The sequence below is a fragment of the Oscillibacter sp. CU971 genome, from assembly GCF_905219725.1.
Classification (GTDB): Bacteria; Bacillota; Clostridia; order Oscillospirales; family Oscillospiraceae; genus Oscillibacter.
In genome coordinates, this window is the sequence record NZ_CAJMXG010000023.1 from 1 (window position 1) to 23,198 (window position 23,198).

A 23,198-nucleotide genomic window follows, 5' to 3' on the forward strand; every position below is an offset into this window, starting at 1 on the left:
CGCTGGAACCGCCGTCCCCGCTGGAGCCGCTGTCCCCGCTGGAACCGCTGTCCCCGCTGGAACCGCTGTCCCCGCCGGAGCCGCTGTCTCCGCTGGAGCCGCTGTCCCCGCTGTCCCCGCTGGAGCCGCTGGAACCGCTGTCCCCGCTGGAGCCGCTGTCCCCGCTGGAGCCGCTGTCGTCGCTGGAATCACTGTCGTCCNCGTCCAGATTTTCATAAACCACCAGCCGGGCCGACATCTGTCCCTTGTGAAAGGCCTCCGGCTCCTGTGTCTCCGCCGGGGCCTCCTCCGCCGGAGTCGTGGGTTCTCGCGGCTCTTCCGGGGCTGTCGTCTCTTCCAGCACAGCGGGTTCCTCCGGCGTCTCGGGCGCGGACGCTTCCGGGGGCGGCAGCTCCGGGAGCTGAGGCTGTTCCGGGAGCTGAGGCTGTTCCGGGAGCTGAGGCTGTTCCGGGAGCTGAGGCTGTTCCGGGATTTGGCCATCCGCCGGGGACTCAGGTGTTTCTGGAGATTCGGGCTGTACCGGCGCCGAAGGTGTCTCCGGCGCTTGCGGCTGCTCCGGGGCCGGAGCGGCCGGGACCGTAATTTGAATCTCAGAGGCAGGGCGGTTTCTCAAAGAAGCCTTTCCCGAAGTGGAGCCTCCGGCGCTGTAGATCAGCCAAAGGTCGTTCATCTGCTTGGCGGTATTGGGGTCCTGGGTTACCTGGCCGCAGAAATCCCCGAAGCCCATGCCCGTCTGGTCCTTGGCCTGGCGGAGCCCTTCCAATTGCTTCGCCGCCTCCAGGGCCGCCTGTTGGTCCGGCGGCACCGGAAGGCCCGCCTTATCCGCCTCCAGCAGCTGCTTCATGCCCGCCGCTTTGGCCTTGGCCTCGGCGCTGCCCGCGCCCTGGGCCTCCAGCATTTTCTGGAGGAAAGTCTCCGTATCCTCCGCCGCGTATGCGCCGTGGACATTTTTCACCTTCTCCACCAGCCCCCGGCTGTTGGTGGCGACGCTGCCGCCGCCCACATGTACGCCGCCCAGGGCGCTCTCTAAGCGAAGGAGGCTTCCCTCCATGTCCGCCGCCAGGCTGATGACGCTTCGCAGGTCATAGGTTCCCTGCTCCAGGCCGTACAAAGCCGTCTCCATCTCCGTCAGCTGAGCCTGGAGGGTAACGGCGGCGTCGGTCATCTCGTTGAGGACGGCCTTGGAGTCCGTCACCGTCTGGCTGAGAATCTGGACGCGCTGCTCCACCGGGGCCAGGATGTCCGCCAGGTTGCTCAGATCCGCCCGGAGGCGGTCCGTACCTTCATAGAGCGCGCCCTTGCCGCCGGAGAAGGTGCCCCGGGCCGCGTCCAGCTGGTCCAGACCCTTGGCGGAGGCGTAGAGGCCGTTCTGGATGTCCGCCAGGGCGTCCAGCAGCTCGTCGAGACTGCCGGAGAGGGCCCGGTAGTCCTCTTCCAGATCGTCCTTCCGCTCACTGAGCTTGGAGATTTCCTCCAGCTGGGCCAGGGTGGCGGGCATCATCAGCACCGTCAGGCCGCNGAAGGAAAAGTCGTTGCTGCCCACCCGGATGGTGAAGTGCTGCTCCTCTCCGGGAAGGCAGAGGAAGAGGACAGTCCGCAGNTTGCCCACCAGCTGGACCTGGGCCCCGGGGGCCTCCAGAGAGAGGATGTCGTCCTGGTTGAACAGGGCCGTGGCCGCCAGGGTGTAATTGTACCGGGCGTAGTCGCCGGCATTCTCGTTGGGCACGATGTCCAGGAAAATCTCCACCACGCCCTGTTTTCCCGCCAGGTCCTCCGCCTTGGCGGGGACGCCGTTGAGGGTATAGCGCAGGGAAATGCGCCAGGGCAGGTCCTCAAAGGGCTTTTTCGTCTTGCCCTCGAAGTAGAAGTGGTCCGGCGCGCCGTCCGTGAAGCGGAAGGAGGTGCTTCCCCCCTCCCCGCTCACCGGCGCCGTGCTGTCGGTGAGGTTCACCACCTCATCGTATACGCCGTAGTCCGTCAGNCAGNCTTTTNCGTTNNNGGCGCAGCTTTTTACCACGCTGCCCTCCAATAGGTTTCCGTAGTAGTCCAGCGTGGCGTAATACGCCTCGTCATACGTGGGGGCCACGCCGTCGCCGATGGCCTCCGCCGCTACGGCGGGCACGCTCAGCGTCACCGTCAGCACCGCCGCCAGCGTCAGGGCGGAAAGGCGTTTCCTCATGGTTTTCCAGGTCATAATGATCCCTCCGAATAATCAACTTTTGTCAAATATAAGATTTGTGTTGACTTATTAACTTGAGTTGATTATAGTAAAAGCAGGAAATCTGGTCAATAGACAAAAGCGGGCAAGTGTCTAGCTTGCCGGAAGGAGGACCCCTATGCCGAAAAATCCCGAAGACCGCCGGGCCCGGCGGTCCCGCAAATTATTAAAGGAGAGCCTTCTGGAGCTGATGAAGCGGAAGAGCTTCTCCGACATCTCCGTCCGGGACGTCACCGACGCGGCGGACATGAACCGGGCCACCTTTTATCTCCACTACTCCGGCACCGCAGAGCTGCTGCAAAGCGTGGAGGAGGACCTGCTGTCGGAGCTCCAGGCCCTGGTGGATTCCCACATGCAGGAGACCTTTGCCGTGGGCAGCGTGGCCCCGGTATTCGAGCCGGTGCTGGACTTCGCCGTGGAGCACCGGGAGATCTGCGCGGTTTTGTTTGCCAGCAGCGAGGCCAGCGGCTTTTTCCAGTCCATCCAGCGGCTGGTCCATGAGAACGGCGCGCCCCTGGTCCGGACTTGGTTCCAGCCGGAGGACCCCCGGCTGACGGACTACCTCTTGAACTTCCTGGCCTGGGGCTTCATCGGCCTTTTGGCCGAATGGTTTGAGAAGGACATGGCCCTGCCCAAGGCGGAGCTCCTGGCCGCCGCCCAGCGCATGGCGGACAGCGCCGCCGCCGGGCTGTTCCCCCGGGAGGAAAGGAGGACCTCATGACCGCTTTTTCCGCCAGAGAGGCGATAAAGGCCGCCGCCCTCCGCCTGCTGGAGGAGCGCCCCCTCCGGGAGATCACCGTCAAGGACATTGTCCAGGAGTGCGGCGTCAACCGGAACACCTTTTATTATCACTTCCGGGACATCCCCGCTTTGCTGGAAGAACTCATCACGGACCAGGCGGACCGCATCATCGCCGCCCAGGGCCCGGCCCTGTCCCTGGCGGACTGCCTGGAGACCGCCGCCCGCTTCGCCCTGGACCACCGGCAGGCGGTGCTGCACATCAACCAGTCGGCNCATCGGGACCTCTTTGAGCTGTGCCTGATGGACGTGTGCCGCCGGGTGGTGGAGGACTACGCCGCCGCGGCCATCGGCGGCATCCCCATCCCGGCGGAGGACCGGGCGGTCATCATCCGCTTCTACCAGTGCGAGTGCTTCGGCCAGATCATGGCCTGGCTCAACGACGGGATGCGCTATGACCTGGGAAAGCAGTTCCGCCGCCTCTGCCAGTTAGGCGAAGGCATGACGGAACGGATGCTGAAACGGGCCATGGAGGCGGATACATAATAAAAGAGAGAGGACGTGCCGTCCTCTCTCTTTTTTATAAGTCTTTACTTCTTCCCTTTTTTCTCAGGCAGGAACACCATCACGGTCCCAATAACGCCNAGCGCCGCAAACACATGCTGCCAGCTGATACTCAAATCGAAAAAGTATCTCCACCCATCCCCTAGAGCGCCGAGCATCAGCGTGATGCTGAGCAGAATCAGGGCGATTCCTCTCCATTGGTTTTTCACTTGTTCCTCCTATTCCGGTCTTGGCGGAATCAAAACAAGGTAATCTGGCTGGTCTCCGCCATCCCCGCGAAGGCCCCCAGGGCCTTCAACTGCTCAATGTGGGTTTTCGAGAGCTTGTTGCAGCACAGGGCGAACTCTTCAATGGAGATGAAGTCCTTCCCCTGCCGCTTCTCCACCGTGTCCAGGGCCGCCGCCTCCNCCAAGCCGTGAACCGTTGTAAAGGGCGGCAGCAGCCCCCCCTCCGTGATGACGAACTTTGTGGCGTCGGAGCGGTAGATGTCGATGGTGTCAAAGTGGAAGCCCCGGAGGTAGAATTCGTAGCAGACCTCCAGCGTGGTCAGCAGATTNTNCTNCACGGCGGTGGCGTCCTTGTTGTTCTCAATTTCCCGGATTTTCTTCTTCACCGCCTCTTTTCCGGCGCAGCAAAACTCCGCGTCAAAGGCTTTCGCCCGGACGGAAAAGAAGGTGGCATAGAAGGCCAGGGGCTCATGGACCTTGTACCAGGCGATGCGGAAGGCCATCATGACGTAGGCCACGGCGTGGGCCTTGGGGAAGAGATAGCCGATCTTCGCCAGGGAATCGATGTACCACTCCGGTACGTCGTGCTCCCGCATGGCCTCCTCCCAGCCGGGCTCAAAGCCCCCCTTTTTCACCTTCCCCTTTCGGACGGACTCCATGATNNTAAAGCTCATCTTGGGNTCCAGCCCCTTGGAAATCAGGTAGAGCATAATGTCGTCCCGGCAGCCCACCGTCTCCAGAACCGTTGCCGTCTTGCTGACGATCAGCTCCCGGGCGTTGCCCAGCCACACGTCGGTGCCGTGGGAGAAGCCGGAGAGGCGCACCAGGGTGTTGAAGTCCTTGGGCTGGGTGTCTATAAGCATCTGCCGGGTGAAGCGGGTGTTGAACTCCGGNATGGCCACCGCCCCGGTGGGGCCCAGGATTTCGTCGTTCTCATAGCCCAGGACCTTGCTGGAAATAAAGATAGACATGGTGTCCGGGTCGTCCAGGGGGATTTTTTGCGGGTCCACCCCGGTGAGATCCTGCATCATGCGGACCATGGTGGGGTCATCGTGTCCCAGCATGTCCAGCTTTAAGAGGTTCGCCTCCATGGAGTGGTATTCAAAATGGGTGGTGATGGTGTCGGAATCGTCGGCGTCCGCCGGGTGCTGGACCGGGCAGAAATCCTCCATGCTCTTGTCCGCCGGGACCACCACCAGCCCCCCCGGATGCTGCCCGGTGGTCCGCCGGACCCCCACGCAGCCCAGGGTCAGCCGGTTTTCCTCCGCCCGGCCCACGGTCATCTGGTTTTCCTCCAGATACTTTTTCACAAAGCCGTAGGCGGTTTTCTCCGCCAGGGTTCCGATGGTCCCCNCCCGGAACACCTGGGTTTCGCCGAACATCTCAATGGCGTGGCGGTGGGCCCGGGCCTGATACTCGCCGGAGAAGTTCAGATCGATATCCGGCACCTTGCCGCCGCCAAAGCCCAGGAAGGTTTCAAAGGGAATGTCGAAGCCGTCCTTTTCATACTTGGTCCCGCATTTCGGGCACGCCTTGTCCGGCATGTCCGCGCCGCAGCCATAGGACCCGTCTTGGATAAACTCGCTGTTTTTGCACTTCGGGCAGCGGTAGTGGGGCGGCAGGGAGTTGACCTCCGTGATGCCGGACATATAGGCCGCCAAAGACGAGCCCACGGAACCCCGGGAGCCCACCAGATAGCCGTTTTCCAGGGATCGCTGGACTAATTTTTGAGCGGACATGTACACCACGTCGTATTTCCCCAAAATGCCGCCCAGCTCCACGTTCAGCCGCTCCACAATGAGCTGGGGCGGGTCCTCGCCGTAGAGGCGGTGGACCTTCTCCCAGACCAGGCGGTTCAAATCCTCCTCGGAGTTTTCCAGCTTCGGCGGGAACAGCTCCTTGGGCAGCAGCTCGAATTGCTCGATCTGGTCCGCCACCAGGCGGGTATTGGCCACCACCACCTCATAGGCCTTTTTCTCCCCCAGGTAGGAGAACTCTTTTAGCATCTCATCGGTGGTTTTGAAATAGATGGGCAGGGCCTCGTTGGCATCGGGGAACTTTTTCGAGGCCAGGAGGATATGCCGGAACACCTCGTCCTCCGGCTCCCGGAAATGCACGTCTCCGGTGGCGCAGACGGGCTTCCCCAGCTCCTCCCCCAGGCGGACAATGACCCGGTTGAACTCCCGCAGNTCCTCCGCGTNCCTGGCGTCGCCGTTGCGGAGCATAAAGGCGTTGTTGCACAGGGGCTGGATTTCCAGGTAGTCGTAGAAGGAGGCGATGCGCTTCAGCTCCTCCCAGTCCTTGTGGTCCTTTACCGCCTGGAACAGCTCTCCCGCCTCGCAGGCCGCGCCCACGATCACGCCCTCCCGGTGCTCCTTCAGCAGGCTCTTGGGAATGGTGGGCACCCGCTTGAAGTATTTCAGGTTGGAGGCGGAAATCATCTGGTAGAGGTTTTTCAGCCCCGTCTTGTTCCGGGCCAGGAGGATGATATGCTTTGGAAAGCGGTTAGACTTGTTCCCCAGGGGCCGCAGCTTCTCCATCTCGCCGTTAACGGCCTGGAGGGTGTGAATCCCCTTCTCATGGAGCATTTTCCAAAAGGGAATCAGCATATAGCCCACCGTGGCCGCGTCGTCGCTGGCCNGGTGGTGGTTGAAGGCGGGCAGGTCCAGATGCTCCGCCACGATGTCCAGCTTGTACTTTCCCAGGCCCGGCAGCAGGTTCTGGGCCAGAATCAGGGAGTCGATATAGGTGGGATGGAAATCCAGGCCCGCCTCGGCGCAGCCCTTGCGGATGAAGCCGATGTCAAACTCCGCGTTGTGGGCCGCCAGGGGCCGCCCGTTTACAAATTTCAGGAAATCCGCCAGAGCCTGGGCGGGCTTGGGTGCGTCCTTGAGCATCTCGTCGGTGATGCCCGTGAGGCCGATGATCTCCGGCGTCAGCCGCCTTCCCGGGTTCACGAAGGTCTGGAACCGCTCGGCGATCTCGCCGTCCCGCAGCACCACCGCGCCGATCTCCGTAATGGCCTCCCGGTCCACCCGGAGGCCTGTAGTCTCGATGTCGAAGCAGACGATTTCCCCGTCCAGGGGAATGTCCTGGGGGCCGTGNACNNCGATGNGGTCNTCCACGTTGTTGATGAAATAGCCCTCCACGCCATAGAGGACCTTGATTTTATCCCCGGCGGCGTGCCACGCCTCCGGGAAGGACTGGGCCACGCCGTGGTCCGTGATGGCAATGGCGGGATGGCCCCAGCGGATGGCCTCCTGAATGACCTCCTTGGTGTCGGTGAGGGCGTCCATGTTGCTCATCCGGGTGTGGAGGTGGAGCTCCACCCGCTTCACCGGGGCGGTGTCCATCCGTTCCTCGTNGTCCGTCACGTTGATGTGCTGGGGGTTGAGCTGGATGTCCTTGCCGNNCCAGGTGGGTTCCATCTTCCCCTGGACCACCAGCCACATGCCCGGCTTCACCGCCCCCTCCAGGGCCTGGGCCTCCCTGGCCCCCAGGTTCTTCTGAACGGTGACGGAGCCGGTGCCGTCGGTCATGTCGAAGCTCAGCCGCCAGAGCCCCGGCCGCCGGGTCTCCCGGCACTCGAAGGAGAAGACCTTTCCGGAGACCGTGGCCGTGCCCATCTTCACGTTCAGCGCCGACATGGGGCCNGGCCGGGCCTTGACGGGATTGCCCATGAGAATTTTGCCCGGCTTCTTCTTGGGAGCCGCCTTGGCCCCGCCGCCGCTCTGGGAAACCGGGCTGGGCGCCGGAGGCGGCGGAGCCGCGCAGGTGACGTGCAGCGCCACTTTTTGAAAGCCGTAGACCGCCCGCAGCGTCTCCTCCAGGCTTTGCACGCCCCCCTGGTCCAGGGGGCTTTTCACCGTCATATCCAGATCTATGGACCGCTCCCCCTGGTCGATGCGGCCATGGGTCAGCTCCGCCCCGGTCAGCCGGAGACGGAGCTCAGGAGACGCCGACAGCTCGGCGAAAAATTCAAAAAATGGAATGTTTCTCGACATGGCGTCCTCTCTTGTGCATTTCAATCTCAGGCCTTAGAGCCTCCCGATCTCCTCCATCAGCGCGTCCACCAGCCGCTCCTGGGGAACCTTATACAAAATTTCCCCCTTGCGGAACAGCAGCCCCTCGCCCTTGCCCCCGGCGATGCCGATGTCGGCGGCGGAGGCCTCCCCGGGGCCGTTGACGGCGCAGCCCATCACCGCCACGGTGATGTTCTTTTCGCAGTCTGCCAGCCGCCGCTCCACCTCCTCGGCGATGGGAATCAGGTCAATCCGGGTCCGGCCGCAGGTGGGGCAGGCAATCAGGTTCACGCCGGTTTTGCGCAGCCCCGCCGCCTTCAAAATCTTCTTGGCGGCGTAAATCTCCTCCACCGGGTCGGCGGTCAGGGTCACCCGAATGGTGTCCCCCACCCCCAGGCAGAGGAGGCCGCCGATGCCCATGGCGGACTTCACCATCCCCATGGAGGGAGTGCCCGCCTCGGTAACCCCCAGGTGGAGGGGGTAGTCCGTCTGTTCACTGAGGGCTAAGTACGCCGCCATGGTCAGCGGCACGTCGGAGCACTTGACGGAAAAGCAGATGTCGTCAAAATCGAAGCGGTTCAGCAGCCGGGCCTGTCCCAGAGCGCTTTCCACCAGGGCCCCGGCGGTGACGCCGCCGTGCCTGGCCCGGAGCTCCTTCTCCAAAGAGCCGCCGTTGACCCCCACCCGAATGGGGATGCCCCGGAGGCGGCAGGCGTCCGCCACNGCCTTGACCTTCTCTTCCCCGCCGNTNTTGCCGGGGTTGATGCGGATGGCGTCGATTCCCCGCTCCGCGCAGACGAGGGCAAGTTTATAGTTGAAGTGAATATCGGCAATCAGGGGAATGGAAATCCGCTCNTTGATTTTGTCCACGGCCTCCGCCGCCGCCTGGTCGGGAACGGCCACCCGGATGATCTCACACCCGGCGGCCTCCAGGGACTTGATCTGGGCCACGGTAGCCGCCACATCATCGGTTTTCGTGTTGCACATGGACTGGATGGACACCGGCGCGCCGCCGCCCACCGGAACCTTCCCCACCATCAGGCGTTTCATCATATCAGGAACCTCCCCGCATAAAGAGCTGCCCAACGTCCTTCAAGGTCACCAGCAGCATCACGCCCATCAGCAAAATNAANCACGCCGCGNTCATCGCCGCCTGATACTTCTCCGGCACCTTCCGCTTGAACAGTCCCAGGGACAGCGCGTCGACCGCCAGGAAGANGATGCGTCCCCCGTCCAGNGCCGGAATGGGCAGCAAATTCATCACCGCCAGATTGATGGCGATGAGCGCCCCGAAGAAGGCGATGTTCTCAACGGCGTCCATAGCCGTCTTGGAGGCGTTTCCCACCTCCGTCATGGTGGAGACGATGCCCACCGGGCCGCTGACCTCCGAGAGGCCCACGCTGCCCCGGAACAGCTGAATCAGGCTGAACCACACCTGCTGGACAAAGTCCAGGGTCTGGTAACCGATAAATTTCACTGTGTTGAAGAAGGTCGCCGGAACCCGGGCGGCCCCCACCATCAGGCCGAACCGCCCCTCCTGGCCGTCGTAGGTCCCCCGGTACAAAGGCAGGTCCTTCAAAACCACCTTCTCCCCGTCCCGGATGACCTCCACATCGACGCCCTTNCCGTCGTTGAACTGGAGAAGCAGCGACGCGTCTCCCCGGAGGTAGGTCCGCCAGCCGTCGATTTTATAGAAGATATCACCCTCCATCAGGCCGTCCTCCCCTTCCAGGGGGAACCCCTCGGAGAATCCGGCCACCTGGTCCACGTAAAAACCGGAAGCCGTGGCGAAGATACAGGCAATCACGGCGATCCCCGCCAGCAGGTTCATAAAGGACCCGGCGGCCAGAATCACAAGCTTTTTCCAAAAGCCCTGACGGGTGAAGCTCCGCTCGTCCCCGGTGTCCCCGTCCTCCCCCTCCAGGGCGCAGAAGCCGCCGATGGGAAGAAGCCGGAGGGAATACCGGGTCTCTCCCGTCTCCCGGCGCCACAGCAGCGGGCCCATGCCGATGGAAAACTCGTTGACCCGCACGCCGCAGAGCCGGGCCGCCAGAAAGTGGCCCAGCTCATGAATGGCGACCAGAAAGCCGAAGATAAAAATACCTGCCAGAACATAGACAAAGCTCATAAAGATACTGCCCCTTACCTTGAAACGTTTTTCAAAACCTCACGCCGGGCCGCGGCGTCCGCCTCCAGAATATCCGGGAGGCTGGGCTTGTGCACCACGGGCAGCTCCGTCATGGCCCGGGCGGTGAGGTCAAAGATGTCCCGGAAGCCGATCNGGTCCTCCAGGAACAGCCGCACCGCCTCCTCGTTGGCGGCGTTCAGCACGGCGCAGGCGGTGCCCCCCTTGGCCGCCGCCACCTCCGCAAGCCGGAGGCACGGGAAGGTCCCCCGGTCCGGCTCCTCGAAGGTCAGNGGCGGGCAACTCAAAAGGTTCAGCGGCTCCGCCGCCGACTCCGCCCGCTGGGGGTAGGTCATGGCATACCGGATGGGAAGCCNCATGTCCGNNGTCCCNANCNGAGCCAGCANCGCCCCGTCCCGGANCTCCACCAGGGAGTGGACGATGCTCTGGCGGNGGATGGCCACCTTCACCCGCGTCAGGGGGAGGCGGTAGAGGCGCATGGCCTCGATAACCTCCAGCCCCTTGTTCATCAGCGTGGCGCAGTCCACGGTGATTTTGGGGCCCATCTTCCAGTTGGGGTGAACCAGCGCGTCCGCCCGGGTCTTCTTCGCCACTTCCTCCTTGCCCATTCCGTAGAAGGGCCCGCCGGAGCAGGTCAGAATCACCTGCCGGATCTCCCCCCGGTCCAGGCAGCCCTGGACGCACTGGAAAATGGCGGAGTGCTCCGAGTCCACGGGGACGATCTCCGCCCCCCGCCTCTCCGCCGCCTCCATCACCAGCTCCCCGGCGCAGACCAGGGTCTCTTTNTTGGCCAGGGCGATGCGCTTGCCCTCCCGGATGGCGGCGAGGGTGGGCTTGAGGCCCACCATGCCCACCACGGCGGTGACCACCGTGTCCACCCCCGGCAGCGTCGCCGCCGTGGAGAGGGCGGAAACGCCGCCGTGGACGCGGGTCTTCGTGTCCGCCAGGCGGACTTTTAAGTCCCTTGCCGCCGCCTCGTCGGTCATGATCACCTGCCGGGGCCGGAACTTCCGGGCCTGTTCCTCCGCCAGCGCCACATTGTTGTGGGCGGTGATGGCGGCCACCGTCAGCCCCAGCTGCTCCGCCACCTCCAGGGTCTGCCGCCCGATGGAGCCGGTGGAGCCTAAGATTGATATCGTCTTTGTCATATCTACATCTCTATTCTATTACAGAAAGCTGAAAATANTCTCTAACACCGGGGCCACGAACAGCACGCTGTCAAACCGGTCCAGCACGCCGCCGTGGGCCAGGAACAAATGCCCGTAGTCCTTGATCCCAAATTCNCGCTTGATGAGGGAAAAGCTCAAATCCCCGACCTGTGCCACCACGCCGCAGAGAAGGGCCAGCAGGGCCATGGGACCGTATCCGATGGCGGAGCCGCCGAAGAAGCGGTCCATGACCCAGACGAACAGAAGGCCGCAGAGGACGTTGCCCAGAAGGCCCCCGGCGGAGCCCTCGATGGTCTTTTTCGGGCTGACCTTGGGAGCCAGCTTGTGCTTGCCCAGGGTGATCCCGGCGANAAAGGCGAAGGTGTCGCAGGCAAAGCTCAAAATGAAGGGCAGGAGGAGANNGGCCCGGTGGATGCCGGAAGCCTCCAGCCGGAGGAAGGACGCGAAGNACCAGCCGATAAAAAGACTGCCGCCCGTTCCCGCCATAATCTGGCTGAACTTCACTTCGCCGCCCTTTTCAATGGCGCTGAAAAAAGCCAGCAGGACTACCAGCATGATAATGACGGACAGGTGGTGATCCCGGTCATAAATCCATCCCACCGTAACCGCAGCGGCTACGGTACTCACACTCACCAGCTCACTCCGCTTCACGCCGCCGACACAACGCTGGAGCTCCATACCGCCGATACCCGCNAGGAGGCACAGCGCCGCCATCATCACCCAAGGCGGCGCAGCCAGGACCACATACAGCAGCGCCGGGATGCCCACGGCGGCTACCAGGATTCTTGATTTCATGGGACTTCCTNCCTTCTCCTTNCTTCACGNCGCCGAATCTCCGGTCCCTGCTCTGATAGGCNGCAATCGCCTTATCTATCNCCGCCTCGCCGAAGTCCGGCCAGAGGGTGTCCGTGTAGTAAAACTCCGAATAGGCGCACTGCCAGAGCAGGAAGTTGCTCAGCCGCTGCTCCCCGCTGGGCCGGATGATCAGCTCCGGGTCCGGAATCCCGGCGGAATCCAGATAGCCGGAAAAGGCCGCCTCGTCCAGCTCCTCCGGTTTCCGCTTCCCTTCCGCGCAGTCGGCGGCAAAGCGCCGGGCCGCCCGGAGAATCTCGTCCCGCCCGCCGTAGTTCAGGCAGACGTTGGCCTGGAAATCGTCCTTGCTTAGNTGCNCGGTAATCTCGTCNGTCTCCCGGGCNAGGGNCCGNAGCTCNGGGGCGATGGGAGNCATGTCCCCGAANAAGTGGAGCCGGATGTGGTCCCGCTCCATGGTGTCCACCGCCTCCAGAAGGTACTTCTTCAAAAGCGCCATGATGGCGGAGACCTCCGTCTCGGAGCGCTTCCAGTTCTCCGTGGAGAAGGCGTAGACCGTCAGGTACTTCACGCCGATATCCTTGCAGTAGGTGGCGATTTTCCGGAAAGTCTCCGCTCCCGCCTTGTGCCCCGCCGTCCGGGGAAGGCCCCGTCTCGTGGCCCAGCGGCCGTTGCCGTCCATGATGATCGCAATGTGGCGGGGCGGGGCTGGCAGATTCCCGCCGGTTCCCCCCCGCGCCGCTCCATTAGCGCGGGGCGGCGCCAGCCGCCCCGTTTCGTTCCTGTTTTCCGCCATCAGACCGCCATCAGTTCCTTTTCCTTCTTCGCCAGCAGCTCGTCCAGCTTCTTGCAGCTCTCGTCGGTGAGCTTCTGGAAGTCCTTTTCCACCTGCTTCAGCTCGTCCTCGGTGATCTCGGACTTTTTCTCCTGCTTTTTAAAGTTGTCCATGGCGTCCCGGCGGATGTTCCGCACCGCCACCTTGCCGCTCTCGGCGTATTTGCGGATCTGCTTTACCAGCTCTTTCCGGCGCTCCTCGGTAAGCTGGGGGAAGGCCAGGCGCAGGGCCTTGCCGTCGTTCTGGGGGTTGATCCCCAGGTCGGAGTTCTNAATGGCCTTTTCAATCAGCTTCAGGGCAGAGCCGTCCCAGGGGGAGATCAGCAGGGTCCGGGCGTCCGGGGAGGAGATGGCGGCAATCTGCTGAATGGGGGTGGGGCTGCCGTAGTAGTCCACCAGAATCCGGTCCAGCACGGAGGCGTTGGCCCGGCCCGCCCGGACAGAGGCGAAGTCCGCCGCCACGGAGTCGATGCTCTTTTTCATCTTGTCCTCGTATACCTTGTATTCGTCCTTTAACATAATGGAGACGCTCCTTTCAATTGTTCANATCCGGCGTATGCTTCCGNTCNTTCTTTTACAATCGTGCCCACNTTCTCGCCGCAGACGGCCCGGAGGATGTTCTCCGGGTCTTTCAGGGCGAAGAGCAGCACGGGAATGTGGTTGTCCATGGAGAGGGACGTGGCCGTGGTGTCCATCACCATCAGGTGCTGGGCCAGCACGTCGTCGTAGCTGATGGTGTCGTATTTCACCGCGCCGGGGTCCTTCACCGGGTCGGCGGAGTACACGCCGTCCACGTTCTTCGCCAGCAGGATGACCACCGCGNCGATTTNGGNGGCCCGGAGNACGGCGGCGGTGTCCGTGGAAAAGAAGGGGTTGCCGGTGCCGCAGCCGAAGATCACCACCCTCCCCTTTTCCAAATGCCGGATGGCCCGGGAGCGGATGTAGGGCTCGGCGATGGGCCGCATCTCGATGNCCGTCTGNACCCGGACGGGAATGCCCTTTTGCTCGCAGACGTCGGCCACGGCCAGGCAGTTCATCACAGTGGCCAGCATGCCCATGTGATCCGCCCGGGTCCGCTCCATGCGGCCTCCGCCGTCCTTGGCGCCCCGCCAGAAGTTGCCGCCGCCCACCACCAGGCCCACCTGAACGCCCAGGTTCAGGCATTCCTTCACCACGTCGCAGACCCGGCCAATCATCTGGAAGTCCAATCCGGCGTGCTTGTCTCCGGCCAGGGCCTCGCCGCTGATTTTCAGCAGCACCCGCCGGTATACAGGTTTTGTCATCGTGTGACCTCCCTTTTCCGAATATGCCGTTCTTCTGGGTTTTACAGCGGTTACTATTTTAACGTATTTTTCCGGTTTTGCATAGGGGGTAGACGAGATTTTCCGAAAAAAAGCCGAAAAGCCCCTTGCACCTCCGCCCTCGTTTGGAATAAAATAAAGCGCCCCGGCCCTTTTGCCGGGGCGAAAGGAGCGTTGCTATGATTTTTGACGGACATTCCGATCTTCTCTACGACGTGACCCGCCGCCGCCTGGCGGGGGAATCCCGTGTATTGGAACGGCGCCACCTGGACCGCCTCCGCCGGGGCGGCATCGAGGGCCTGGTCCTGGCCCTCTGGTACGGCCGGGGGCAGGGCCAAACCTTCTGGGAGGGCGTTCCCGGGGCGGAGCGCGCCGCCCACCGGCTGGAGGTGATGCTCTCCTGCGCCCAGGCGGAATTCGCCGAGTGCCCCTGGCTGGCGGTGGTCCGCACCGCGGCGGAGGCGGAGGCCGCCCGGGCGGAGGGAAAGCTGTACGCCTTCCTGGCCATTGAGGGCATGGAGGGCCTGGAGGGCCCGGAGGAGCTGGAGGGCCCGGAGGAGCTGGACCGGCTGGCCTCCCTGGGCCTCCGGCTGGGGATGCTCACCTGGAACGAGGAAAACCGCTTTGCCGCCGGGGCCGCCCAGGACCCCGCCAAGGGGCTGACGGACCTGGGCCGCCGGGCCCTCCGGCGGATGGAGGACCTGGGGATTCTTATAGACGTCTCCCATCTGAACGAGGGCGGATTCCGGGAGGTCCTGCGGCTGGCCTGCGGCCCGGTCATCGCCTCCCACTCCAACTGCCGCGCGCTTTGCGACGTGCCCCGGAACCTCACCGACGAACAGCTCCGGGCCATCCGGGACAGCGGCGGCGTNGTAGGCGTGAACGCCTACCAAAACTTCGTTCACCAGGACCCGGAACGGCAAACGGCGGAAACGCTGGCCCTCCACGCCGCCCGCATGGCGGAGGTCATGNGCGTGGAGCATGTGGCCTGCGGCTTCGATTTCTGCGAGTTCATGGGCTCCCCCGGCAACGAGGCGGCCCGGGGACTGGAGGACTGCGGGCACGCCGGGGCCTTCTTGGACTGCCTGGAGCGCCTGGGCATGTCCCCGAAGGAGCGGGAGCTGGTAGCCCGGGGAAATTTTCTGCGGATTTTGGGCAAAGCGGGAAAGTAGGCATTGAATTTCTCCGCCGGATTTACTATACTGGACACTGAAAAAGAAAGGAGGCCGATCCTGATGTATTCCTGCAATCAACTGCTTCAAGCCCTGGAAGCGGGCCAGTGCGACGCCCCCCTCGCCGCCGTTTACACCGCCGGGGGGCTGACCCAGGCCCGGGCCCGGGCCCTGCACGTCACCCAGGCCCTGGCGGACGCCTTCGCCCCCAAGGGCGCCGCCGCCCTCTTCAGCGGCCCCGGCCGCACGGAGCTGGGGGGCAACCACACGGACCACCAGCGGGGCCACGTCCTCTGCGCCAGCGTGGACATGGACATGATGGCCTGCGCCGCCCCCAACGGGCAAAACGTCATCCGGGTCCAGTCCGAGGGCTACCCCACCCTGGAGGTGGACCTCAGCGACCTCAGCCCCCGGCCCGAGGAGGCCAACTCCTCCGCCGCCCTGGTCCGGGGCGTGGCGGCGGGCATCGCCCAGCGGGGCTATGCGGTGGGCGGCTTTGACGCCTGCGCCGTGTCCAACGTCCTCTCCGGCTCCGGCCTCTCCTCCTCCGCCGCCTATGAAATCCTCATCGGCAACATCATCAACCACTTTTTCTGCGAAGGGAAGCTGGACGCCATCGAGCTGGCGAANATCGGCCAGTACGCCGAAAACGTCCACTTCGGCAAGCTCAGCGGCTTGATGGACCAAATGGGCTCCTCCGTGGGCGGCGCGGTGGCCATCGACTTCGGCGATCCCGCCGACCCGGTGGTCCGGCCCATCTCCTACGACTTCGCCGCCTCCGGCCACGCTCTTTGCATCGTGGACACCGGCTCCGACCACAGCGCCAAGCACCTGACGGAGGACTATTCCAACATTACCCGGGAAATGCGCTCCGTGGCGGTTCATTTCAGNAAGCAGCTCCTCCGGGAGGTTCCCGAGGCGGACTTCCGGGCGGCCATCCCCGCCCTGCGGCGGGAGTGCGGCGACCGGGCCGTCCTCCGGGCCCTTCACTTCTACGATGACGACCGCCGGGCCGTCCAGGAGGCGGACGCCCTGGAGCAGGGGAATTTCGCGGCCTTCCTGGCCCTGGTAAACGCCTCCGGCGTGTCCTCCTCCCTGCACCTTCAAAACACCTGGTCCACGGCGGACCCCCGGCAGCAGGCCATCCCCCTGGCCCTGGCCTTCGGCCGGGAGCTGCTGGAGGGAACCGGGTCCATCCGGGTCCACGGCGGCGGCTTCGCCGGGACGATTCAGGCCTTTGTCCCCCTGGAAAAGCTGGACGCCTTCCGTTCCGGCATGGAGGCCCTGCTGGGCCCCGGCATGTGCCATGTGCTCCGGGTCCGGCCCCAGGGCGGCTGCGTGGTGGTGGCCTGACGGTTTACAAAAGGCTTTTGTAAAGGCAGAAAGGAAGCAAAATCATNGTAAACGAAGCGATTGCCAAGNTGGCGGACTACGCGGAACACGCCGGCCTTATCGCCGCATATGAGCGCACCTGGGCCATCAACACCATCCTGGATGTGTTAAAGCTGGACAGCTATACGGAACCGGAGCATACCTGGGACCCAGCCGGCATAGAACTGGCCCCCGTGCTGGAGGAGCTGCTGGACGACGCCCACGCGCGGGGCGTGCTGGCGGAAAACTCCGTGGTCTACCAGGATCTCTTCGACACGGAAATCATGGGACGCCTCACCCCCCGCCCCGCCCAAGTGATCGAGATGTTCCAGACCCTGTGCGCCCGGGACCCCAAGGCCGCCACGGACTGGTATTACACATTCAGCCAGAACACCAACTACATCCGCCGGGACCGCATCGCCAAGGACATGCAGTGGAAGGCCCCCACGGAGTACGGGGACCTGGACATCACCATCAACCTCTCCAAGCCGGAGAAGGACCCCAAGGCCATCGCCGCCGCCCGGGACCTCCCCGCCTCCAACTACCCCCGCTGCCAGCTCTGCGCGGAAAACGAGGGCTACGCGGGCCGGGTGAACCACCCCGCAAGGCAGAACCACCGGGTGGTCCCCATCACCATCAACGGCTCTCCCTGGTTTTTGCAGTACTCCCCTTATGTCTATTACAACGAGCACTGCATCTGCTTCAATCAGATTCATACCCCCATGAAGATCGACCGGGCCTGTTTCGGCAAGCTCCTGGATTTCGTCCGCCAGTTCCCCCACTACTTTGTGGGCTCCAACGCGGATCTTCCCATCGTGGGCGGCTCCATTCTGGCCCACGACCACTTCCAGGGCGGACGGTACACCTTCGCCATGGAGACGGCCCCTGTGGAGACTTCCTTCACCTTCCCCGGCTTTGAAGACGTGGAGGCGGGCATCGTAAAGTGGCCCATGTCCGTCATTCGAATTTCCTCCGAAGACCCGGACAGGCTTATCGCCCTGGCGGACAAGATCCTGGGCAAGTGGCGGGCCTACACCGACGAGGCGGCGGTCATCCTCGCCGAGACGGACGGCGTGCCCCACAACACCATCACGCCCATCGCCCGGCGGCGGGGAGAAAAGTTCGAGCTGGACCTGGTGCTGCGGAACAACCTGACCACCGAGCAGTACCCCCTGGGCCTCTATCACCCCCACGACGAGCTTCACCACATTAAAAAAGAGAACATCGGCCTCATTGAGGTCATGGGCCTGGCGGTGCTCCCCGCCCGGCTGAAGGAGGAGCTGGCGGCGGTGGCGGACGGCCTCGTCCATGGCCGGGACCTCCGTGCGNATGAGAGAACCGCCAAACACGCCGGCTGGGCGGAGGCCTTTGCTCCCAATTATACCTTTACATCCGAAAACGCCCTGGAAATCGTCCAGAAGGAAACCGGCCTGGTTTTCGCCCAGGTGCTGGAGCACGCCGGGGTCTACAAGCGGACAGCGGAGGGCAAAGAGGCCTTCCTCCGCTTCCTGAACACGATTTAACGATCCGCGCCTTCTTTCTAAACGCTCCACCGGCTTTGCCGGTGGAGCGTTCTCCCGTCTTGACAGGGGCGGGATTCTATATTATGATAAAAATCCGGTACTGAAACCGATTTTCCCGGGCCCTGCCCGGACACATAGGAGGCAAATTCATATGAAAGAACGCAGCCGCAACGTCACCCAGGGCATCGAACGGGCCCCCAACCGCTCACTGTTCTACGCCCTGGGTTACACCAAAGAGGAGCTGGAGCGCCCGCTCANCGGCGTGGTCTGCTCCTATAACGAGATTGTTCCCGGCCACATGAACCTGGACAAAATCGCCGAGGCCGTGAAGGCCGGCGTCCGGGCCGCCGGGGGCACCCCCGTGGAGTTTCCCGCCATCGCCGTGTGCGACGGCATCGCCATGGGCCATGTGGGCATGAAGTATTCCCTCATCACCCGGGATCTCATCGCCGACTCCACCGAGGCCATGGCCATCGCCCACCAGTTTGACGGGCTGGTCATGATCCCCAACTGCGACAAGAACGTCCCCGGCCTCCTCATGGCCGCCGCCCGGCTGAACATTCCCGCCGTTTTTGTCTCCGGCGGCCCCATGCTGGCGGGACGGCTGAACGACGGGCGGCGCACCTGCCTGAGCCACATGTTTGAGGCTGTGGGCAGCTACTACGCCGGGAAGCTGGACCAGGAGGGTGTGGAGGACTATGAGAACAACGCCTGCCCCACCTGCGGCTCCTGCTCCGGCATGTACACCGCCAACTCCATGAACTGCCTGACGGAGGCCATCGGCATGGCCCTCCGGGGCAACGGCACCATCCCCGNCGTCTGGTCCGCCCGGCTGCGGCTGGCCAAGCACACGGGCATGAAGATCATGGAGCTGGTGGAAAAGAACATCCGTCCCCGAGATATCATGACCGAAGCGGCCTTCCACAACGCCGAAACCGTGGACATGGCCCTGGGCTGCTCCACCAACACCATGCTCCACCTCCCCGCCATCGCCCATGAGTGCGGCATTGCGCTGGACTTGGACATGTCCAATGAGATTTCCAGCCGGACCCCCAACCTCTGCCACCTGGCCCCCGCCGGGGATACCTACATGGAGGACCTGGAGGGCGCGGGCGGCGTCTACGCCGTCATGAAGGAGCTGACGAAAAAGAACCTTCTGGATACCTCCCTGATCACCTGCACCGGAAAGACCATCGCCGAGAATCTGGAGGGGGTGGAAAACCGGAACCCGGAGCTCATCCGCCCCATTGAAAGCCCCTACTCCCAGGACGGCGGCATCGCCGTGCTGGAGGGCNACCTGGCCCCGGAGGGCTGCGTGGTGAAGCGCTCCGCCGTGGCTCCCGAAATGATGACCCACACCGGCCCCGCCCGGGTCTTTGACTGCGAGGAGGACGCCATCGCCGCCATCTACGCCGGAAAAATCGTGGCCGGGGACGTGGTGGTCATCCGCTACGAGGGCCCCAAGGGCGGTCCCGGCATGCGGGAGATGCTGAATCCCACCTCCGCCATCGCGGGCATGGGCCTGGACAAGGACGTGGCCCTCATCACCGACGGCCGCTTCTCCGGCGCGACCCGGGGGGCCTCCATCGGCCACGTCTGCCCCGAGGCGGCCCAGGGCGGCCCCATCGCCTTTGTGGAGGACGGGGACACCATCGCCATCGACATCACCAAATGCTCCATCTCCCTGGAGGTGGACGAGGCCGTTCTGGCGGTCCGGAAGGCTAAGTGGGTCTGCCCGGAGCCCAAAATCAAAACCGGCTACGCCGCCCGGTACGCCAAGCTGGTGACCAGCGCCGCCCGGGGCGCGGTCCTGGAATAATCATTCTTCGCAGCAAGCCAAACGGGGGCCGCGGCATGACGCCGCGGCCCCGCCCGCATTGCATAAGGAGGACTCTATGGAACTGGAATTGACAATCCTGGACTGGATACAGCTTCATCTCCGCTGCGGCTTCCTGGATTGGCTGATGCCCTTTGTCAGCGGCCTGTCCAACCATGGGGAAATCTGGATTCTCCTCGCCGCCGTGCTGCTCCTCCTGCGGCGGCAGCGGGCATACGGCCTCTCCGCCGCCTGTGCCCTGACCCTGGATCTGATTGCGTGCAACATCCTTTTAAAGCCCCTGATCGGCCGGGTCCGGCCCTTTGCCTTCCGCCCGGACTTCCCGCTGCTGGTCCCCCCGCCGGGGGACGCCTCCTTCCCCTCCGGCCACACGGCGGCGGCGTTCGCCATGGTCTTTGCCTTGCGGTTTTCCGGCAGCCCGTTGTGGCGTCCGGCCCTGGCCCTGGCCGCCGTGACAGCCTTCTCCCGGCTGTATCTCTACGTCCACTGGCCCACCGACGTCCTGGGCGGCATCCTGCTGGGCGCCGCCGTGGGCTGGGCCGGGGCTAAGCTGACGAAAGCGCTTCTCAAAAATCCCAAGGAACCCTGAAAAGAGCCCCGGACCCTGTTGGGCCCGGGGCTTTAGTTATGTCATTNGTAAAAAAGTACCNNCACGGCAGCCATCCGNTTGCCGTCGCTCCAGCCTAGTCTATCACCAGGCTATCAGAGCGCGCGAACGCTCTTTTGCCTACTTTTCTCTCGAGAAAAGCAGGTCAGCAGCAGGGAGCGGGGTTGCAGTTGTTGCAGCCGCAGTTGCAGCCACCGCAGTTGCATCCGCCACAGTTGCAGCCGCCGCAGCTGCACCCGCAGCCGCATCNACAGCCGTCGGTGCTTCCGCCCCAGCTGTTGTTTCCGCAGCAGCACCAGACGATGATCAGCAGGATGATGATCCAGCAGCAGTTTCCGCCGCCAAAGCCGTTATTGCACATAATGAAACCTCCTGAGAGATGTAGACCGAATCAGAGCGGTCCCAGTTCATCATATGCCCCCCGCCCTTGGAGGTGACTAACGCCGCCCCCGGGAAGACCCTCCCGAGGGCGGCGCACACATATTACTACATTACTACAAGCGCCAGTTCAGCACCGGCGGCGCGGCGTCCCGCTCAAACTGAGTAAAGACCCCCTTGTCCATCAGCCGCTGGGCCAGCGTCAGGCCCGTACCGGCTATCGGAACCTCCAGCGCGTAATAGGAGACGTACACCAGCTCCGCCCGCAGGAAGGGGTCCCGCTGGAGCATGGCCGCCTCCCCCTCCGTCAGAAGGCCCGCGCTCTGAGCCCGGGCCAGCGCGTCGGAGAGATCCGTGTTGGCGGCGGAACTGTAGNCCAGGGCCCGGAGGACGAACTCCGTATACTGCCGGGCGTTCACCGGGCCGGAGGGGCGGAACTCCATGGCGCTGTAGCCGTTGGTATAGCCTTTTTCAAAGGCATAGCCCACATATTTAGCCCCGTTGGTCCCGGGCTGCACATCGTTAAAGGGACAAGTCCCGTTCCAGGCCAGGGCCTCGCTCTCCTCCCCCAGCACCCGGATGAACATGATCAGCGCTTGAAGTCGGGTGGGGGCCGCTTCCAGGTCAAAGCCCTGGCCGTAGCCGGTGTAGCTGCCCTGGAAGAGGTGCATGGCCTTCAGGGCGGCGGCCATGGCGTTGTAATCCGTAGAGGTGGAGTCGTAGAAGGTGCAAGTCCCCTGCCAGTCCACCACGGCGGTCTTGCTGGTAATGGTAAAATCAGCGGCGGTGTCCTCCGCCACCAGGTAGCGGTGCCGGAGCGCCAGGCTTCCCCCGCTGGGGAGTACCGTCCCGTCCGTCACATCCACCACCGCTCCGGAAGAATAGCCGACCTTCCCGCTTCCCGCCAGAAGCAGCATGCCGTCGCCGGTAACAGCCTGTAAAACATCCTCCTGTTTCACGCGGCGCTCCGTCCAAGCGGCGGCCGCCCCAATGGGCGCGGAGGAAATCCCCCCGTCCCCCCCGGAAAGCGCTCCGCTGTTTTCCAGCCGGGCGTCCACGGCGGCGTCCACCTTATTGGTAAAAGCTCCATTCAGATACGACAAGGAGGCCAGCGGGTCCCCAGCGTCCCCGGCAGCGGCGGCCCAAACGGCGGCAGCCAGCAGGCACAGCGGGACCAGGACGAGCAGTTTTTTCCGCATGAGGGTTCCTTTCTCCTTTGTCAACGGTTGGCAATGCGGTAGCTCAGGGTCAGCAGGCTGTCGGCAAAGTGAATGTTCTCGATCTTCACGTCGGGCTGGCCGCAGATAATTTCCACGTTGGTAAAATTCCAGAAGCCCCGGACTCCCAGCGCAACAAGCCGGTCCGCCGTTTCCTGGGCGATGGACTGGGGAATCGTCAGCACCACCACGTCCACACTGTGGGAACGGATGAAATCGTCCACCTCGTCCATGGAATAGATCGGGACGCCGTTGACCCGGGTGCCGGTGACAGCGGGCGAAACGTCGAAAGCGGCGTCCACCGTAAAGCCGGTCTGGGCAAAGGGGAAATTCTGCAAAAGCGCGTGGCCCAGATTACCCACGCCGATCATGACCAGATGGTGATTGTTGTCCACACCCAGAATCCGGCCGATTTCCGTGTGAAGCTCCTCCACATTGTAGCCGTAACCCTGCTGTCCGAACTCCCCGAAGCAGCTCAGGTCCTGGCGAATCTGGGAGGCGGTGATGTTCATCTCCTGCCCCAGAGAATGGGAGGAGATGCGCACCACGCCTTTGGCGCAGAGTTCGGTCAATTGCCGGTAGTAACGGGGCAGCCGCCGGATAACGGCGTCGGAGACGTTTTCTTTCTTCAAAGCCCTCACTCCCAATCAGAATTTGTCATAACAGTTATAGTTTAGCTCATAATTGGTAACTTGTCAATTTTTTTAACAATCTTTTTCCTAAAAAAATTTCCCCGGAGCAGAGAACCCACCGCGGCCTTTGCGGCGGCGCCAATTCCCCTTAAGGAAACGCTGATTTAATCCCCCGAAATGATAGCAGCGGATGTATCTGCTGCAATGCTGGTTCAGCTTATCCGATGAAGGAGCAGAGGACGCAATTTATGACAGCTATGCCATGCGCAAATTTATGGGGATCAACTTTTTCGAGCAGGATGTCCCGGACGCCACAACCCTGCTGCACTTTCGGCATCTGTTGGAGGAGAAGGGCATCGGCAAGCTGTTTTTTGACGCAATCAACCGCTGCCTGGAGCGGGCTGGACGGATGATGCGGGGCGGCAGCATCGT

General features: G+C 63.3%; 19 protein-coding genes. 8 read left to right on the top strand and 11 right to left on the bottom strand.

The genetic code is table 11. The features are described from left to right. The first annotated feature begins 2,336 nt into the window (after window positions 1–2,336). Both JX325_RS03395 and JX325_RS03400 read left to right on the top strand, forming a co-directional pair. On the top strand, window positions 2,337–2,939 hold the full coding sequence (locus tag JX325_RS03395) for a TetR/AcrR family transcriptional regulator (protein WP_204789769.1): 603 nt from the start codon (window positions 2,337–2,339) through the stop codon (window positions 2,937–2,939). Then, on the top strand, window positions 2,936–3,502 hold the full coding sequence (locus tag JX325_RS03400) for a TetR/AcrR family transcriptional regulator (protein ID WP_204789770.1): 567 nt from the start codon (window positions 2,936–2,938) through the stop codon (window positions 3,500–3,502). Before JX325_RS03395 ends, JX325_RS03400 begins: the two co-directional genes overlap by 4 nt. Before the next feature lie 256 nt (window positions 3,503–3,758). Here the strand turns inward: JX325_RS03400 and JX325_RS03405 are convergent, their stop codons facing one another. The 8 genes from JX325_RS03405 to pyrH form a co-directional block, all read right to left on the bottom strand. Next, window positions 3,759–7,751, bottom strand: coding sequence for a PolC-type DNA polymerase III (locus JX325_RS03405; RefSeq protein WP_204789771.1), 3,993 nt, complete (start codon window positions 7,749–7,751; stop codon window positions 3,759–3,761). Window positions 7,752–7,784: 33 nt separating this feature from the next. Beyond that, window positions 7,785–8,822, bottom strand: a complete 1,038-nt coding sequence (ispG, locus tag JX325_RS03410) for a flavodoxin-dependent (E)-4-hydroxy-3-methylbut-2-enyl-diphosphate synthase (protein ID WP_204789772.1) — start codon at window positions 8,820–8,822, stop codon at window positions 7,785–7,787. Window position 8,823: 1 nt separating this feature from the next. Beyond that, window positions 8,824–9,897 carry an RIP metalloprotease gene (locus tag JX325_RS03415; protein WP_204789773.1) on the bottom strand — a complete coding sequence of 358 codons (1,074 nt, stop codon included), beginning with the start codon at window positions 9,895–9,897 and terminating at the stop codon, window positions 8,824–8,826. A gap of 14 nt (window positions 9,898–9,911) precedes the next feature. Continuing rightward, the gene (gene dxr, locus JX325_RS03420; RefSeq protein ID WP_204789774.1) at window positions 9,912–11,063 is read right to left on the bottom strand and encodes a 1-deoxy-D-xylulose-5-phosphate reductoisomerase; all 1,152 of its coding nucleotides are present in this window, start codon (window positions 11,061–11,063) and stop codon (window positions 9,912–9,914) included. A gap of 18 nt (window positions 11,064–11,081) precedes the next feature. Beyond that, entirely contained in the window at window positions 11,082–11,828 is a 747-nt protein-coding gene (locus JX325_RS03425; protein WP_374220580.1) for a phosphatidate cytidylyltransferase, read from the bottom strand. Next, window positions 11,722–12,690, bottom strand: coding sequence for a polyprenyl diphosphate synthase (gene uppS, locus JX325_RS03430; protein WP_374220578.1), 969 nt, complete (start codon window positions 12,688–12,690; stop codon window positions 11,722–11,724). The genes JX325_RS03425 and uppS overlap by 107 nt, the downstream gene beginning before the upstream one ends. After that, window positions 12,690–13,247: a ribosome recycling factor gene (gene frr / locus JX325_RS03435; RefSeq protein WP_204789776.1), complete on the bottom strand. Its 558-nt coding sequence runs from the start codon at window positions 13,245–13,247 to the stop codon at window positions 12,690–12,692. The genes uppS and frr overlap by 1 nt, the downstream gene beginning before the upstream one ends. Then, window positions 13,241–14,011 (bottom strand): UMP kinase, encoded by a 771-nt coding sequence (gene pyrH, locus JX325_RS03440; protein WP_204789777.1) that lies wholly within the window; start codon window positions 14,009–14,011, stop codon window positions 13,241–13,243. Before pyrH ends, frr begins: the two co-directional genes overlap by 7 nt. 197 nt (window positions 14,012–14,208) lie before the next feature. On the opposite strand from pyrH, the gene JX325_RS03445 reads away from it, so the two are divergent. From JX325_RS03445 to JX325_RS03465, 5 genes are all read left to right on the top strand, one after another. Continuing rightward, window positions 14,209–15,201, top strand: a complete 993-nt coding sequence (locus JX325_RS03445) for a dipeptidase (RefSeq protein ID WP_204789778.1) — start codon at window positions 14,209–14,211, stop codon at window positions 15,199–15,201. Window positions 15,202–15,264: 63 nt separating this feature from the next. Next, window positions 15,265–16,554: a galactokinase family protein gene (locus tag JX325_RS03450; protein WP_204789779.1), complete on the top strand. Its 1,290-nt coding sequence runs from the start codon at window positions 15,265–15,267 to the stop codon at window positions 16,552–16,554. A 44-nt stretch (window positions 16,555–16,598) separates the two neighbouring features. After that, the gene (gene galT, locus JX325_RS03455) at window positions 16,599–18,095 is read left to right on the top strand and encodes a UDP-glucose--hexose-1-phosphate uridylyltransferase (protein WP_374220581.1); all 1,497 of its coding nucleotides are present in this window, start codon (window positions 16,599–16,601) and stop codon (window positions 18,093–18,095) included. A 151-nt stretch (window positions 18,096–18,246) separates the two neighbouring features. After that, window positions 18,247–19,914, top strand: coding sequence for a dihydroxy-acid dehydratase (gene ilvD / locus JX325_RS03460; RefSeq protein WP_204789780.1), 1,668 nt, complete (start codon window positions 18,247–18,249; stop codon window positions 19,912–19,914). Window positions 19,915–19,990: 76 nt separating this feature from the next. Next, a complete protein-coding gene (locus JX325_RS03465; protein ID WP_204789781.1) occupies window positions 19,991–20,521 on the top strand; it encodes a phosphatase PAP2 family protein in 531 nt (176 codons plus the stop codon). A gap of 163 nt (window positions 20,522–20,684) precedes the next feature. Here the strand turns inward: JX325_RS03465 and JX325_RS03470 are convergent, their stop codons facing one another. From JX325_RS03470 to JX325_RS03480, 3 genes are all read right to left on the bottom strand, one after another. Further along, window positions 20,685–20,900 (bottom strand): hypothetical protein, encoded by a 216-nt coding sequence (locus tag JX325_RS03470; RefSeq protein ID WP_204789782.1) that lies wholly within the window; start codon window positions 20,898–20,900, stop codon window positions 20,685–20,687. Window positions 20,901–21,033: 133 nt separating this feature from the next. Continuing rightward, on the bottom strand, window positions 21,034–22,116 hold the full coding sequence (locus JX325_RS03475; protein ID WP_204789783.1) for an S-layer homology domain-containing protein: 1,083 nt from the start codon (window positions 22,114–22,116) through the stop codon (window positions 21,034–21,036). 20 nt (window positions 22,117–22,136) lie between these two features. Next, window positions 22,137–22,766 (bottom strand): redox-sensing transcriptional repressor Rex, encoded by a 630-nt coding sequence (locus JX325_RS03480; protein WP_204789784.1) that lies wholly within the window; start codon window positions 22,764–22,766, stop codon window positions 22,137–22,139. A gap of 190 nt (window positions 22,767–22,956) precedes the next feature. On the opposite strand from JX325_RS03480, the gene JX325_RS03485 reads away from it, so the two are divergent. Further along, the coding region (locus JX325_RS03485; protein ID WP_374220579.1) for a transposase at window positions 22,957–23,198 on the top strand (242 nt) is incomplete at its 3' end.

Excerpts from the sequence above, each read along its gene's own strand:
- JX325_RS03395 (WP_204789769.1), top strand. The coding sequence starts at position 2,337 with ATGCCGAAAAATCCCGAAGACCGCCGGGCCCGGCGGTCCCGCAAATTA.
- JX325_RS03465 (WP_204789781.1), top strand. The coding sequence starts at position 19,991 with ATGGAACTGGAATTGACAATCCTGGACTGGATACAGCTTCATCTCCGC.